Raw genomic sequence first — 13,920 nt, forward strand, 5'->3', positions numbered from 1 at the left:
ATGCCGCTCATCTCCCGCGATTCCCGCTTCACCCGTGCCGGCGCCGCGCGTCTGGCGGCTGTGCTGTCACTGTGCGTGCTTACGCTGGGCGCCTGCGGCAAGAAGGAAGCGCCCGAGAACGATGACGAGCCGAAGGTGGCTGGTCAGGTCATCGAGTATCCGGCGAACGTCAAGTCGCTGCCCGGCGTCGTCGGCCAGCCGGTCAAGAGCGGCGGCGATCGCATGTTGAGCATGCCCGGCCGCCTGGTCTGGAACGAGGACAAGACGGTGCGCGTGGCTTCGCCATTCGCTGGCCGTGTGATGGAAATCCTGGTGCAGCCCGGCGTCACGGTGAAGGCCGGCCAGCCGCTGGCGATGCTGACGTCGCCCGATTTTGGCTCGGCCCAGGCCGATGCCCGCAAGGCGTCCGCGGATAGCGCCGTGGCGTCGAAGGCGCTGGCGCGCCAGCGCGAGTTGTATGAGGCCGGCATCATCGCCCAGAAGGATCTGGAGCAGGCGCAGGCGGACAACGCCCGCGCCGCGGCTGACCAGCAGCGCACGCAGGCAGCGCTGCGCATGTACGGCGCTTCCGGCAATGACGGCGTGAACCAGCGTTTCGCGCTGCGCAGCCCGATCGACGGCCTGGTGGTCGAGCGCAATATCAATCCGGGGATGGAACTGCGTCCCGACCAGCCGCCCACCGCGCCGCTGTACCTGATTACCGATCCCACCACGCTGTGGGCGCAGCTTGATGCCGCCGAGGCGGACCTTGGCCACTTCAGGCCCGGCGTGACCGTGCAGCTTGCCAGCGCCGCCTACCCCGGCGAGACGTTCACGGGCACTGTGGTCAAGATCGCGGATTACGTTGATCCGTCGTCGCGCAGCGTCAAGGTGCGTCTGTCCGTGCCGAACGCCGACCGCCGCTTGAAGGCCGAGATGTTCGTTACAGCGAAGATGCAGGCCGCGTCGTTCCAGGGGATCTCGGTGCCGTCGAAGGCCGTGTTCCTGGCCGATAACAAGAACTATGTGTTCGTGCGCACCACGCCCAACAGGTTCGAGCGCCGCGAGGTCAAGCTCGGCGTGACGATTCCGGGCACGACCGAGGTGGTGGAAGGCCTGAAAGAGGGCGACGTGGTGATCACCGACGGCAATCTCTATCTGCAGGACATCCTGCGCGATGCCACCGCGGTGAACGCCGCGCGTGCGGCTGCCAAGCATTAAGGACGGCAGCCACATGATTTCACGTATCGTCAATTTCGCGCTGCACCAGAAGCTGTTTGTCTGGCTTGGCCTGATCATCTTCGTCGCGGGCGGCCTGGCCGCCTTCAAGAACCTGCCGATCGAAGCGTTCCCAGACGTCTCGGACATCCAGGTCAACGTGATCACGCTGTACCCGGGCCGGGCCGCCGAGGAAGTGGAGCGCCAGGTCACGATTCCGATCGAAACCGCGCTGGCGGGTACGCCGAATTCGGTGCGCGTGTTCTCGCATACGCAGTTCGGCCTGTCGTTCATGATGGTGACCTTCAATGACAAGGCCACCGACATCGTCGCGCGCCAGCAGATCATCGAACGGCTGCGCAGCGTTGACCTGCCCGACGGCGTGCAGCCGGAACTGGCGCCGTTGTCCACTGCCATCGGTGAGATCTATCGCTTCCGCCTGAGCGGCAAGGGCTACACGCCGCAGGAACTGCGCACGCTGCAGGACTGGGTCGTGGAGAAGAATCTGCGTCAGGTGCCGGGCGTGGCCGACGTGGTCACGATCGGCGGCTCGATCAAGCAGTACGAGGTGAACCCGAATCTGGGCCGCATGCGCGACAGCAAGATCTCGCTGTCGCAACTGTTCACGGCGCTTCAGCGCGGCAACTCGAACGCCGGCGGCGGCTCGGTGGCGCATGGACGCCAGCAGTACCTGCTGCGTTCGCTGGGCAGCTTCCGTAGCTCGGCCGACATCGCCAACGTGGTGGTGGCCGAGAACAACGGCACGCCGATCCTGGTCAAGGACATTGCCGAGGTCAAGATCGGCGCCGCGCCGCCGCAGGGCCTGATGGGTCAGGACGACGAGGACGACATCGTCTCGGGCATCGTGGTGATGCGCAAGGGCGAGAACCCGTCGATAGTGCTCGAGGCGCTGAAGAAGAAGATCGAACTGCTCGACGACCAGATTCTGCCAAAGGGCGTGAAGCTGGTGCCGTACTACGACCGCTCGACGTTGATCGACAAGACGCTGCACACGGTGTTCGGCAACCTGGTGGAGGGCGCGCTGCTGGTGATGGCCGTGCTGTACCTGTTCCTGGCCAACGTGCGCGCGGCGGCGATCGTGGCGCTGGTGATCCCGCTGGCGTTGCTGTCGACGTTCATCGGCCTGACCTGGGTGGGTATTCCGGCCAACCTGCTGTCGCTGGGGGCGATGGACTTCGGCATCATCGTCGACGGCGCGGTGATCGTCGTCGAGAACATCTTCAAGCGGCTGGGCGAACTCAAGGAACAGCAGATCAAGGACAACAAGGCGCGGATGCACGCGATCCTTCAGGCCACGACAGAGGTGGGGCGTCCGACCGTGTTCTCGATGATCATCATCATCGCCGCGCACATCCCGATCTTCACGCTGCAGCGTCACGAAGGAAAGATCTTCGCGCCGATGGCGTACACGGTGACGGGCGCGCTGGTCGGCTCGCTGATCGTCTCGCTGACCGTGGTGCCGCTGCTGTGCCACCTGCTGCTCAAGAAGAACATCGCGCACGAGGACAATTTCGTGGTGCGCCAGTGCAAGCGCCTCTATGAGCCGATGCTGGCGTGGGCGCTCGAGAACAAGAAGAAGGTCGTGGCCATCGCCGTGGGCCTGCTGGTGGCCACCGTCGGCGTGGGCAAGTTCCTGGGCAGCGAATTCCTGCCCGAACTCGACGAAGGCTCGATGTGGGTCAGCTTCGACTTGCCGGCCTCGGTGTCGCTGGACGAGGCACGCGATCAGGCGCGTCTGCTGCGCAACGTGATTCGCACCACGCCCGAGGTCAACACGACGATTTCCAAGGTGGGCCGTCCCGACGACGGCACCGATCCGAAGTTGATCAACACCGTGGAAATCCTGGTCGACCTGAAGAGCGACAAGGCATGGCGCGCTGGCTTCGACAAGCGCAAGATCATCGAGGAAATCAATCGCAACCTGCGCAAGATGCCGGGCATCGAGCCTAACTTCTCGCAGCCGGTGCGCGACAACATCCTGGAGAGCATCTCGCAGATCAAGGGCCAGATCGTGATCAAGGTGCAGAGCGACAGCCTCGAGCACAACAAGAAGGTGGCGGATCAGATCCTGGCCAACGTGCAGTCGGTACGCGGCGTGATGCGCGCGTTTATCGACCGTGACGGCGAACTGCCGCAGTACGTGCTTGATTTTGATCGCGCCCAGGCTGCCCGCTACGGCATCAACGTGGCTGACGTGCAGGACCTGATGGAAAGCGCGCTCGGCGGCAAGGCCGCAACGGAGCTGTGGGAAGGCGAGAAGCACTTCAGCGTGGTGGTACGCCTGAAGCCGGGCGAGCGCGAACTTCCGAACCTGCCGAACATCTTCATGCAGACCGCCGATGGCGCGCAGGTGCCGCTGTCGCAGCTGGTGACGTTCCGGGCCGCTTCGGGCGCGATGAACATCAGCCGCGAGAACGGTCAGCGCACCACGTCGATCGGTATCTTCATCCACGACCGCGACATGGGTAGCGTGGTGAAGGACATGCAGGATCTGGTGAAGAAGAACGTCAATGCCGAGGACGTCAAGATCAGTTGGTCGGGCGAGTTCGAGAACCAGGAACGCGCGATGGCGCGCCTGTCGATCGTGGTGCCGCTGTCGGTGCTGCTGATCTTCCTGCTGCTGTTCAACGCGTTCCAGTCGTTCAAGAGCGCGGCGCTGATCATCTCGAACATTCCGTTCGCGCTGATCGGTGGTGTGTTCGCGCTGTTCCTGACCGGCATTCCGCTGTCGGTCTCGGCGGCAATTGGCTTCATCGCGCTGTTCGGGCAGGCCGTGCTGAACGGCGTGGTGATGGTGACCTACTTCAACCAGTTGCGCGACGAAGGCATGCCAGTGCGCCAGGCCGTGCTGACCGGCTCGATGGATCGTCTGCGCACCGTGTTGATGACCGCGATGCTGGCCATGCTGGGCTTGTTCCCGATGGCGATCTCGCGCGCCATCGGCTCGGAAACGCAGCGGCCGCTGGCGATCGTGATCATCGGTGGCCTGATTACGGCCACGCTGCTGACGCTGATCGTGCTGCCCACGCTCTACGAATGGATGGTTGGCCGCTCATGGCCGGACGAGCCGGACACGAGCGGCAGGGATGACGGCCGGTTGCCTGAGCATGTAGCAAGTTGACAGTCGGGACGTAGAAAAAACCGGGGCTCTGGCCCCGGTTTTTTTATGAGCCATAGCTTGACTCGGTGGAAGGACGATTTGGCTTCCCGCCTGTCGATAGCAACGAGGAAATCGTTCAGTAAAACGATATGATTCCTCACTCAGCCGAGTTGGCTGGCAAGCGCCTGTTCGGTATGTTCTGGAGCGAAAGCACAGCATGAAAGAGGAGACAAAACCCATGGAGTTGATCCTTGAACGGCTTTCGGCGTCCGTTGCCACGGCCGAGAGTCTGGAGCAACTCACGAGACCGCTGCTGGAGATGCTGGAACTGATCACCGGCCTTGAGTCCCTGTACCTGACGTCGATCGATGAAGAGGCGGGTTTGCAGTCCGTCGATTTTGTCAGGAACGCGGGCGAACTCGTGATCCCCGAGGGGCTGTCCGTGCCATGGTCCGACACCCTCTGCAAGCGTTGCCTGGAAGAGGGTCGCCGCTACACATCGAACGCGAGCGAGATCTGGGGGGATTCACAGGCCGCGAGGGCGCTTGGCATCGAGACATACGCCAGTGCCCCCATTCGCGCGAGCGATGGGGAGATCATTGGTACGTTGTGCGGGGCGAGCAAGCGCAGCCAACCGCTGGGGCCGCAGGCGTTCAGCGCCTTGAACATTTTCTCGAAGCTGATCGGACACCATATCGAGCGAGAACGATTGCTCGAGGAGCTAAGGCGGTCGAACGAGTACCTCGCGAACTTCGCATTGACCGACGCCCTGACGGGCCTGCCCAACAGACGGGCGCTCCACGGCGAGCTTGGCAGACTGCTGGCGCGCGCAACCAGGGACGAATCCCACGTCATCGTCGGCATCATCGATCTGGATGACTTCAAACGCATCAACGACGCATACGGACATGTGGTCGGCGATCAGTTCCTGAGCGAATGTTCAAAGCGCCTTTCCGGCATTGTGCGAGACACCGACATGCTGGCCCGCGTGGGTGGCGACGAATTTGCGCTGGTGGCACCCGCTCCGGCGTCTGCAACGCAGGCGCATAGCCTGGCCGACCAATTGCAGAAGCGTGCGTTGGCGGCGACTCGCGGTGTCTACACGCTGGCCGGCGTCACCATTGACTACGCCGGCGTGAGCGCCGGTGTCGTGGCCGTCAGGCCCGTCCCCGTCGAACAGGCGCTGGAACTGGCGGACGCCGCCATGTACCGGGAGAAGCGGCAGCGCAAGCAATCCAGCCCAAACGGTGGGCGACCGCTTCATCGCTGACCGGCGCTGACACGCGTCCGGCCCGATTCTCCGGGCGCAACGCCCGGAGCAACCAATAAGCAGACAGCAACGGGCTGCCAGCCAGTTTGGAACCCCGCGCGCGCGTCGTCGGCGCAAGCTTCGTGCCGTTGGCATGTAGTTGCGCCCCACGACATCGCCGCGTGTATGGAGCGATGAAGCACGCTGCGCCTGCCAGCGAACCTGCTCCCCCTCTGACGTTGAGGAGGGGCAAAGGCTCTTCCATTCCAATTCACTAGAGAAGACCGTTCCAGGAGATATCCATGAGCTCTCGGCATCGTTCCGGGCTGTTTGCGCACGCCTATTTGGGCGCCACTTCATTCCTCACGTCGTTCACCATCTGCGTGGCGGCTGTCAGTCTCGCCGGTTGCGGTGGCGATGGCAGTTCCAGTGCCACCACCAGCACGTCCTCGGGGTCCACCTCGACGAGCACCGGCTCCACCACCACGGCCACCACGCTGCAGGTTGTCGCGCCGGTCATCGACTGCTCGCAACTGGCCTCGGTCGACATCACGGACATCGGCGGTGCCGGCAGCAAGATCGCGTCGGCGACGATCACCACCACCACCATCAACGGTGCCAACGTGCAGCTCTGCACGGTGAAGGGAACGCTGGCGCCGTCGAACACTTTCGCAGTGGCGCTTCCGGTCAGTACCTGGACGCAACGGTTCGCCGAACTCGGATGCGGCGGCTTGTGCGGCAACGTGAGCGATCCGACCAAGCAAAGCTCGTTCAGCTTCAGCTACAACTGCCCGCTGGTGCAGCAGGGCGGGTTCGTCACGGCAGCGACCGATATGGGACATACCGGTTCGGATGCGACGTGGTCATCGGATACGCAGAAGCAGGCTGACTTTGCCTATCGCGGCCAGCACATCACGACGCTCGCGGCGAAGAAGCTGATCAAGTCCTACTATGGGCAGGCGCAGAAGTACTCGTACTTCGTGGGCTGCTCGGATGGCGGACGCGAAGCGCTGATGGCCGCGCAGCGCTATCCCAACGACTACAACGGGATCGTCGCTGGCGCCCCGGCAGCCCATTTCCAGACGCAGAACTCGCTGTATCACGGCTGGAGTGTAGTGTCGAACAGCACGACCGGCGATAACACCGGCAACGTCGTGCTGTATGCGGACAAGGCAAAGGTACTGCACAAGGCCGTGGTCGCGGCCTGTGGTGGAACCAGCGGCGCGCCGGACGGCCTGCTCGCAGATCCGCGTACGTGCAACTTCAATCCGGTTTCGATCCAGTGCGCCGCTGGCGCGACGGACACCAGCAATTGCCTGACGGCGGCCGAAGTCACCACGGCAAGCCGGATCTACAGCGGCCCGACGGACACTACCACCGGCAAGCGGATGCTCGCGGGCTCGCCGCAATTCGGGTCCGAGGCAAACTGGATCGGCGTGGAGGTGCCGAATTCGAACTCGACCGATGCGCCGGCGCCGGTAACCAGCCTGTTCAGCAACATGATCGTGACGGGTGCCTACAACCTGATCTTCACGGGCTCGCCGACCATGCCGAACATCAACACGTTCGGCTATCACGATGGCAACTTCTATACCGACTACCTGGCTGCCAATCATCCACTCAACGATGCGACCAATCCTGACCTGTCGGCCTTCCAGAAGGCGGGCGGCAAGCTGATCCTGTGGCATGGCTGGGCGGACCAGCATATCTCGCCGCTGTTCACGATCGCTTACTACGAAGCCATGCAGAACACGATGGGCACGTCGGCCGTGGATGCATTCGCGCGGCTGTACCTGGTGCCTGGCGTGGGCCATTGCGGCGGTGGGGAGGGCAATCCGAACATCGACCTGGTATCGCGGATCACGGCCTGGGTGGAGCAGGGCACGGGGCCCAGCAGCGTCATGACGTACCAGACCGACACGTCCAGCAATGTCACGGCGTCGCGCCCGGTCTATCCGTATCCGGCGGTGGCCATGTACAAGGGTTCCGGTGACTGGCATGACGGCGCGAACTACGTCAGCGGCGGTCCGCTGTACAACGTCGCGACGGCGGCATGGGCGGGATCGAGCTTCTATACGCCTTACACCGCGAAGGTTCAGGGGGTGGCTGCGCCTTGAGCGTGCGGAGGGCGCCGGATCTATTTGGGTCCGGCGCCCTCGATGATCGCGTTCCGGGCCGCCAGCACGCTCTGCAGCCTGGCTTCGACGGTCCCATCCCCCTCCAGATACAGTACCGGACAACGCAGATTCTGCAGCCACTGCCGATGCTTTTCGAGGCTACGGCCTTCGGCGGTGCCTGCATCGTATTGGGCGGCCCACTCGAGAAAATCCGGATCGGCCTTGCCGAAGCGGCGCTCTTCGCGCAGCTTGAGCCGCGCCAGGCGGATCGGCGTCGGTACGTACAGAAAGACCACCAGGTCGAAGGCGTGTTCCAGCGCTTCCCCCCACGCCATCACCGCCCCCGCCACGACGGTTTCGGGGCGCGCGCGCAGATCCTTCAGCAGCCGGGCACAACGTTCCTCGGGCTCGAATTTCACCTGATACGGCGGGTTGGTGGGGCGCCAAAAGTAGTCATCCGTTTCGAGGGCGTGCGTCTGGGTCGCTTCGGCGATGGCGTTGGCCAGGGTCGACGTGCCGGAGCCTGCTGCGCCGGTAATCAGGATCTTCATGCCGGTCGTATTGTGGGGGAGGGGAAGGTGGGCGTTCGATTGTAGCAAGGCGCACTTTTCGGCCTCGCTCGCAAATATCTTTCGCTTCGATGTCACAAGCAGGGGGGCTCGTTCGTCATGTCATCGTCAACCACGCAAGGAGATGAAACCATGACTGCAAGACTCGACCCATTCGCCGCCGCTCCCGCCCAGATGAAGTCCTGGATGGGCACATCCATTGCCATAGCCGGGAGCCTTGAGCCGAGCCTGGTGTCGCTGGTTGAAGTCCGCGCGTCGCAGATCAACGGATGCGCAAACTGCATTAACATGCACACGACCCAGGCACGCGAACGCGGGGAGACGGAACAGCGCCTCTATCTGCTGTCCGCCTGGCGAGAGGCGCCTTGCTACACCGATCGCGAGCGCGCGGCATTGGGCTGGACCGAAGCCATGACCCGGTTGTCCGAAGGGCACGCGCTCGACCGTGTCAGCGCGACGCTCAAGGAACACTTTACCGAGGAGGAGCAGGTGAAGCTTACGCTCATGATCAACGTGATCAACGGCTGGAACCGGCTCGCGGTCGGATTTGGCCTCTGGGTCGATCCGGCGGCTGCCAAGGCCGTGGCCAAGGCAGCCGCGTGATGGTGGCGGACGCCGGCTTATCGGAAGCCGCGGCGAGCTTCGAGCCGCTGCGGCCCAAGCTGATCCGCGTCGCGTACCGGATGCTCGGTTCGGTCGCGGATGCGGAGGACGTGGTGCAGGAAGCGTTCATCCGCTGGATGAACGCCGAGCGCGCCGAGGTGCGCGTGCCCGAGGCGTTCCTGCGGCGCATGGTGATGCGGATGTGCCTCGATGAGCTGAAGTCGGCGCGTCACCGGCGCGAAACCTACATCGGTCCATGGCTGCCCGACCCGGTCGTCGAGGAAGAGGAGCAGGACGACGTCACGCTGCCGCTGATGCTGGCGCTCGAACGCCTGTCGCCTCTCGAGCGCGCGGCGTTCCTGTTGCACGACGTGTTTGGCCTCGCGTTCGATGAAGTGGCCGCGACGATCCAGCGCGAGCCGGCCGCGTGCCGGCAGCTCGCGGCGCGGGCGCGGGCCAATGTGAGGGAATCCCGCCCGCGTTTTCAGGTCGAGAAGGAGCGGGGCCTGGCACTCGCAAGGGCATTCTTCGACGCCTCACGCAGCGGAGACATGGGTACGCTCAGCACGATGCTGGCGGCCGATGTGAGCCTGCATGCGGACGGTGGCGGCCAGCGCCCCGCGATTGGCCATCCGGTGTTCGGCTTCGACGAGGTGATGCGTGTGCATGAACAACTGTCGAAATACTTCCTGAAGAATGGCTCGACCTTTATCCGCGCGGCTTTCATCAACGGGTTACCGGGCATCGTCACGCGCGAATCCGACGGCGAACTGCAGACGACGGCGCTAGAGATCGAGGACGGCAAGATCGCGGCGATCTATGTGGTGCGCAATCCGGACAAGCTGCGGCATCTGCACTAGCAGCCCGAGCCGTCAACGCATGACGATCAAGCCCTGGCGCTGAACACGTGCGCCTGAATCTTCCCGCTAATCGGACCGGGGCCGAACTCCCTCGTCAGCGCCTTTGCGCAGGCGAGCGTGGCATTCACCAGCGCATCGGGGCCGAATGCCTCCAGTTCGCCGCGTAGCGGCGTTCCCTGGCAGAAGGCGATGGCAGGCGTGTTGGCGTCCACGGCACGGCTTTCGGCGGCGACGGTCGCGCATGTGGAGGCTTCGGAAAAGCCGCCGAGTCTCAGATCGGCCGCCACGACCGCCGGGTCGTGATAACCATGAGGCGTGCGCGCGAGAAACACAGGCGGCTTGTCCGGAAATATGCCGGTCAGCGTTTGCGTTACCGTATGCGCGAACGCGTTTTCCTCGATGCGATCCCACACGTTGAAGAGCAGCACGCCCCCGGGTTTCAGCACACGGCGCGCTTCGGCGAAAGCCTTGTGCTTCTCGGGAAAGAACATCGCCCCGAACTGGCAGATCACCAGATCGAAACTTGCGTCGGGGAAGGGTAGCTGCATGGCGTCGGCCTGCTGCCACGTCAACGGCCGCGAGGTGCCGATGGCGGCGGCGCGATCCAGCATCGGTCGGTTGAGGTCGGTGGCCACGATCGACGTGCCGTCGGGCAGGGCACTTGCCAGCCGCCGTGTCAGCGCGCCAGTTCCCGCAGCAACTTCGAGCACGTGTGTCGGCGCAAGTGCAGCAGCACGCGCGGCGAGGTCCGCCGCGTATGGTTCGAAGATCAACGGGACCATCAGCGTGTCGTACAACTCCGGAACGGAGCCTGCGAAGACGGTGTCTGTTCCATGCGATGTCATGGCTCGCCTCTTGTCCCTGCCCCCGGTGTCGAGTGCCGGGGTGTCGATCCAGCTTGCTAAAGCTAGCTAAGCGGGGGCGCGTAGCGCCAGGTTCAACTGGTCCACCGTTTCCGCCCAGTCTGCATCTTCGGCGATCTCGTCGCGCAGCAGCGATGCCTGGGCGGGAGTCCAGAATGCAGCGTCCCAAAGTTCGACGTTCTGCGGAAGCGGCGAATGCTTCGCAATGAATGCGCGGATATCGCTCTCGTCCGATGGCAATCCGAGCTGGGCGAAGAGTTCGGAGAACTGGTGAAACGGGGCATCCATGGGGAATCTCCGGTTGATCAGTTGGATCTGGGCAAGGCACTCCCTACAAGATAGCAGCCAAAGCCGCGAACTGGCTGACTTCTCCATTCGTGCGCGGTGGTGTCATCAATACCTGCGTCGGTCCTCATACTGTGAGACATTGTCGTTTCCCGAGAACGGCACCGGGCTTGTGGACGCCGGTGCCTGACGTTTCAGGAGGTACGAGATGTCCAGCAAGAACACGATCTGTCTGTGGTACGACGGCGATGCGCTTGACGCCGCGACTTTCTATGCCAAGACCTTCCCCGACAGCGCCGTCGGCGCCGTATTCCGCGCACCTGGCGACTATCCCGATGGCAAGCAGGGCGATGTCCTGACGGTGGAGTTCACCGTGGCGGGCATTCCCTGTGTCGGTCTCAATGGCGGCCCGCATTTCAAGCACAGCGAAGCGTTCTCGTTTCAGATCGCCACTGACGATCAGGCTGAGACCGACCGGCTTTGGAACGCAATCGTCAGCAACGGTGGCCAGGAAAGCGCGTGTGGCTGGTGCAAGGACCGGTGGGGATTGTGCTGGCAGATCACGCCGCGCACGCTCCTGGCTGCAATCACGGACCCCGATCGCGCGGCGGCCAAACGGGCGTTCGATGCCATGATGACCATGGGCAAGATCGACATCGCCACGATCGAGGCGGCACGGGCGGGCCGAAGCTAATACCGAAGCTAGTGCCGGAGCGAAGCTCAATCCCCGGTCAGATCGCGCAGTGCCGATTCGGCGGCAGGAAAGCGAAACGCGAAGCCCTCCCGTTGCAGCCGTGCCGGGATCACCCGCTGACCTGCAAGTAGCAATTCACTCATCTCGCCCGCTGCCCACCGAAGTGGCGCCGCGGGCAGATGGAACCACACGGGCCGGCGAAGCACCTTGCCGACAGTACGAGCGAACGCTGCTTGCGTCAGGCAGCCCGGCGCGGTCGCGTTGTAGACGCCGCTCATGCCCGGGTCCGACAACGCCCGCGCGAGGATACGCAGCAGATCCTCGCGATGAATCCAGCTCATCACCTGGCTGCCGTCTCCCAGTCGCCCGCCCATGCCGAAGTAGTGCGGCAGCATCATCGATGGGAGGGCGCCGCCGGGGCCGAAGACCACGCCGAGCCGCAGCACGACCATGCGGAGGCCGTAGTCGCGCACCGGCTCGGCGGATTCTTCCCATCTCCGACATAGCTCGGACATAAAGCCACCCCCGGGCGCGCTGTGCTCGTCCAGCAGTTGATCGGCATCGCGTGCGCCGTAGAAGCCGATAGCGGATGCCTGGATCCAGATGGCAGGTTTGTGCGTGGCATGACTGGCCCAGCGCGCGAGCGCTTGCGTGACACCGACGCGGCTGGCCAGCAACTGCGCACGCCGCCGCGGGCTCCAGCGCGGCCCCAGTACTGGGGCGCCGGCCAGATTGATTACCGCGTCGAACCGTTCCTGTGCGTGCAATGGATCGAGGGACGTCACGCTGCGGGCGCGGCCGGCGAACTGATATGCAGCGCGCAATGGGTCGCGTGCCAGCAGCGTGACGGTATGGCCGGCATCGAGGAGTTGGGTTACGAGCGTCTCACCGATGAATCCGGTGCCGCCCGTCACCAGAATGCTCAGGTGCGATTGTCCGGCGAAGGGATTGATGGACTCGCCGCGACGACTCATGCGTCTCGCGGCGAGTCCATCGCGAATGCCAGACACTGTCACCCCTGCGGCGGCGAGACTCAACAGCCAGCCGCGCCAGCCGAAGTTTGTGATTGCCAGTCCCGTGGGTGCCTGGAACCACTCGACAAGCTGAATCGCGTACAAGCCAAACAGCGCGCCGCCATTGATGGCCAGCAGCGTGTGAAGCACGCGCTCGGTGGCCGGGAGCTTGCGGCTTCGATCCTCCACGACGAAATCCCAGAGCGTCAGCCATATTTCCACCGCCACGAGGCCGGCGATGGCGAATGTCCAGGCGCCAAAGAACTTGAGATTGGCCATCGACGCAAACAGCACGCCGTACAGCACGGCGCGGATGGCGTGGATGGACAGCTCTCGCCGCGCGCGGGGGCTGTGTGGCAGGCCTTGCGTCAGCTCGTGGTGGTAGAGCGTGTCGAAGGCGCCCATCAGCGCCTGCACGATCAGGAGATTGATGGCCCAGTCCAGGGCCGGCAAGGTGGTGTTCATGCTGCGTCCTTTCGCCACAAATAGAGTAATGGTGGAAGCATCGAGAGCAGTGCCACCGCGTCGACCACCACATGCGGCCAGACGTGCGCCTGCAGCGAGATCAACAAGTCTTGCGGCGCCCAGACCAGCAGGCCGACCAGCAACCACCCCCATGCCATCCGGTGTCGCGTTCGGTTGCCCAGATGCACCAGCGCCAGCATCCATATCGCCGAGCATTGCAGGGTGGCGCCAAACAGCGCGATCCACCAGACCTGCTGCGCTCTGGCATGCGCGGGCGCCGCGCCCGACCAGAACGATTGCTCGACGATGCGGTGATACGTATCAAAGAGCGTTGCGTCCGCCGCCCACGGCATGGCGGCGCCGACAAGCAGATGCGCGATGGCAGCCGCGTACATCCAGCGAACCGCCAATTGGCGGGTATCTCGCCGAGAGGGACGTTCCTCAGCCGCATCGGTTGGTCCCTTGCCGCTGAGGAACGGATTGCCAGTGCCACAGGCATCGCCGTCACAGGCCGTTGCGGTGCCGTAGCCCAGCCAGCGTGAAAGCGTGTAGCGATTGCTTGCGAAGGCGCGGTACAGGCTCGCCATTACACGACGCAGCCCAGGTACCCGCAACGGCAACACCAGCCAGCCATGTCCCGCCAGCGTGTAGGCCGCGATCATGCAGTCGATGCCGACGAGCAGGCGGCCATCGGGCGTGCGGCCATGCAGCTCGCGGTTCAGTGCGGCGAGATCCACGTTCAGCGGCGAGCAATCGAAACCCTCTTGCGCGATATCGACGAAAGCCAGCCGGTGTTGTGTGTCCCATGCGCTCAGGCGCTGCATCTCGGCGGCGCAGAACGGGCATTTGCCATCGAAGTAAAGAACCAGCGCGTTCATCTGGTC

Annotated in this window: 12 protein-coding genes; 7 read left to right on the forward strand and 5 right to left on the reverse strand. The window is 63.9% G+C overall.

Going from position 1 to position 13,920, the window contains the following annotated elements; genetic code table 11:
• From K6G35_RS22025 to K6G35_RS22040, 4 genes are all read left to right on the forward strand, one after another.
• Entirely contained in the window at window positions 1–1,200 is a 1,200-nt protein-coding gene (locus tag K6G35_RS22025; RefSeq protein WP_052018045.1) for an efflux RND transporter periplasmic adaptor subunit, read from the forward strand.
• A 13-nt stretch (window positions 1,201–1,213) separates the two neighbouring features.
• Window positions 1,214–4,339 carry an efflux RND transporter permease subunit gene (locus K6G35_RS22030; RefSeq protein ID WP_008642362.1) on the forward strand — a complete coding sequence of 1,042 codons (3,126 nt, stop codon included), beginning with the start codon at window positions 1,214–1,216 and terminating at the stop codon, window positions 4,337–4,339.
• 217 nt (window positions 4,340–4,556) lie between these two features.
• Entirely contained in the window at window positions 4,557–5,588 is a 1,032-nt protein-coding gene (locus tag K6G35_RS22035) for a GGDEF domain-containing protein (protein WP_286880325.1), read from the forward strand.
• Between the two features lie 281 nt (window positions 5,589–5,869).
• Window positions 5,870–7,684: a tannase/feruloyl esterase family alpha/beta hydrolase gene (locus K6G35_RS22040; RefSeq protein ID WP_035884485.1), complete on the forward strand. Its 1,815-nt coding sequence runs from the start codon at window positions 5,870–5,872 to the stop codon at window positions 7,682–7,684.
• A gap of 20 nt (window positions 7,685–7,704) precedes the next feature.
• On the opposite strand, the gene K6G35_RS22045 is transcribed toward K6G35_RS22040, so the two are convergent.
• Window positions 7,705–8,235, reverse strand: a complete 531-nt coding sequence (locus K6G35_RS22045) for an ATP-binding protein (RefSeq protein ID WP_035884486.1) — start codon at window positions 8,233–8,235, stop codon at window positions 7,705–7,707.
• 150 nt (window positions 8,236–8,385) lie between these two features.
• Here K6G35_RS22045 and K6G35_RS22050 point away from each other — a divergent pair, with 150 nt between their 5' ends.
• Both K6G35_RS22050 and K6G35_RS22055 read left to right on the forward strand, forming a co-directional pair.
• Window positions 8,386–8,856: a carboxymuconolactone decarboxylase family protein gene (locus K6G35_RS22050; protein ID WP_035884487.1), complete on the forward strand. Its 471-nt coding sequence runs from the start codon at window positions 8,386–8,388 to the stop codon at window positions 8,854–8,856.
• Window positions 8,856–9,716, forward strand: coding sequence for a sigma-70 family RNA polymerase sigma factor (locus K6G35_RS22055; protein ID WP_035884488.1), 861 nt, complete (start codon window positions 8,856–8,858; stop codon window positions 9,714–9,716). Before K6G35_RS22050 ends, K6G35_RS22055 begins: the two co-directional genes overlap by 1 nt.
• Window positions 9,717–9,742: 26 nt before the next feature.
• Here the strand turns inward: K6G35_RS22055 and K6G35_RS22060 are convergent, their stop codons facing one another.
• The gene (locus tag K6G35_RS22060) at window positions 9,743–10,561 is read right to left on the reverse strand and encodes a class I SAM-dependent methyltransferase (protein ID WP_495677096.1); all 819 of its coding nucleotides are present in this window, start codon (window positions 10,559–10,561) and stop codon (window positions 9,743–9,745) included.
• A gap of 66 nt (window positions 10,562–10,627) precedes the next feature.
• A complete protein-coding gene (locus K6G35_RS22065) occupies window positions 10,628–10,867 on the reverse strand; it encodes a DUF2789 domain-containing protein (RefSeq protein ID WP_008642355.1) in 240 nt (79 codons plus the stop codon).
• A 205-nt stretch (window positions 10,868–11,072) separates the two neighbouring features.
• On the opposite strand from K6G35_RS22065, the gene K6G35_RS22070 reads away from it, so the two are divergent.
• Window positions 11,073–11,558: a VOC family protein gene (locus K6G35_RS22070; RefSeq protein ID WP_008642354.1), complete on the forward strand. Its 486-nt coding sequence runs from the start codon at window positions 11,073–11,075 to the stop codon at window positions 11,556–11,558.
• Window positions 11,559–11,584: 26 nt separating this feature from the next.
• Here the strand turns inward: K6G35_RS22070 and K6G35_RS22075 are convergent, their stop codons facing one another.
• Window positions 11,585–13,036, reverse strand: a complete 1,452-nt coding sequence (locus K6G35_RS22075; RefSeq protein ID WP_008642353.1) for a TIGR01777 family oxidoreductase — start codon at window positions 13,034–13,036, stop codon at window positions 11,585–11,587.
• Window positions 13,033–13,914, reverse strand: a complete 882-nt coding sequence (locus K6G35_RS22080; protein WP_495677097.1) for a thiol-disulfide oxidoreductase DCC family protein — start codon at window positions 13,912–13,914, stop codon at window positions 13,033–13,035. The genes K6G35_RS22075 and K6G35_RS22080 overlap by 4 nt, the downstream gene beginning before the upstream one ends.
• Between the last annotated feature and the right edge of the window lie 6 nt (window positions 13,915–13,920).

This window comes from Cupriavidus sp. HY129 (assembly GCF_059492215.1).

Coding starts and splice junctions, on each gene's coding strand:
- K6G35_RS22025 (WP_052018045.1), top strand. CDS start 1: ATGCCGCTCATCTCCCGCGATTCCCGCTTCACCCGTGCCGGCGCCGCG.
- K6G35_RS22030 (WP_008642362.1), top strand. CDS start 1,214: ATGATTTCACGTATCGTCAATTTCGCGCTGCACCAGAAGCTGTTTGTC.
- K6G35_RS22035 (WP_286880325.1), top strand. CDS start 4,557: ATGGAGTTGATCCTTGAACGGCTTTCGGCGTCCGTTGCCACGGCCGAG.
- K6G35_RS22040 (WP_035884485.1), top strand. CDS start 5,870: ATGAGCTCTCGGCATCGTTCCGGGCTGTTTGCGCACGCCTATTTGGGC.
- K6G35_RS22045 (WP_035884486.1), bottom strand. CDS start 8,235: ATGAAGATCCTGATTACCGGCGCAGCAGGCTCCGGCACGTCGACCCTG.
- K6G35_RS22050 (WP_035884487.1), top strand. CDS start 8,386: ATGACTGCAAGACTCGACCCATTCGCCGCCGCTCCCGCCCAGATGAAG.
- K6G35_RS22055 (WP_035884488.1), top strand. CDS start 8,856: ATGGTGGCGGACGCCGGCTTATCGGAAGCCGCGGCGAGCTTCGAGCCG.
- K6G35_RS22060 (WP_495677096.1), bottom strand. CDS start 10,561: ATGACATCGCATGGAACAGACACCGTCTTCGCAGGCTCCGTTCCGGAG.
- K6G35_RS22065 (WP_008642355.1), bottom strand. CDS start 10,867: ATGGATGCCCCGTTTCACCAGTTCTCCGAACTCTTCGCCCAGCTCGGA.
- K6G35_RS22070 (WP_008642354.1), top strand. CDS start 11,073: ATGTCCAGCAAGAACACGATCTGTCTGTGGTACGACGGCGATGCGCTT.
- K6G35_RS22075 (WP_008642353.1), bottom strand. CDS start 13,036: ATGAACACCACCTTGCCGGCCCTGGACTGGGCCATCAATCTCCTGATC.
- K6G35_RS22080 (WP_495677097.1), bottom strand. CDS start 13,914: ATGAACGCGCTGGTTCTTTACTTCGATGGCAAATGCCCGTTCTGCGCC.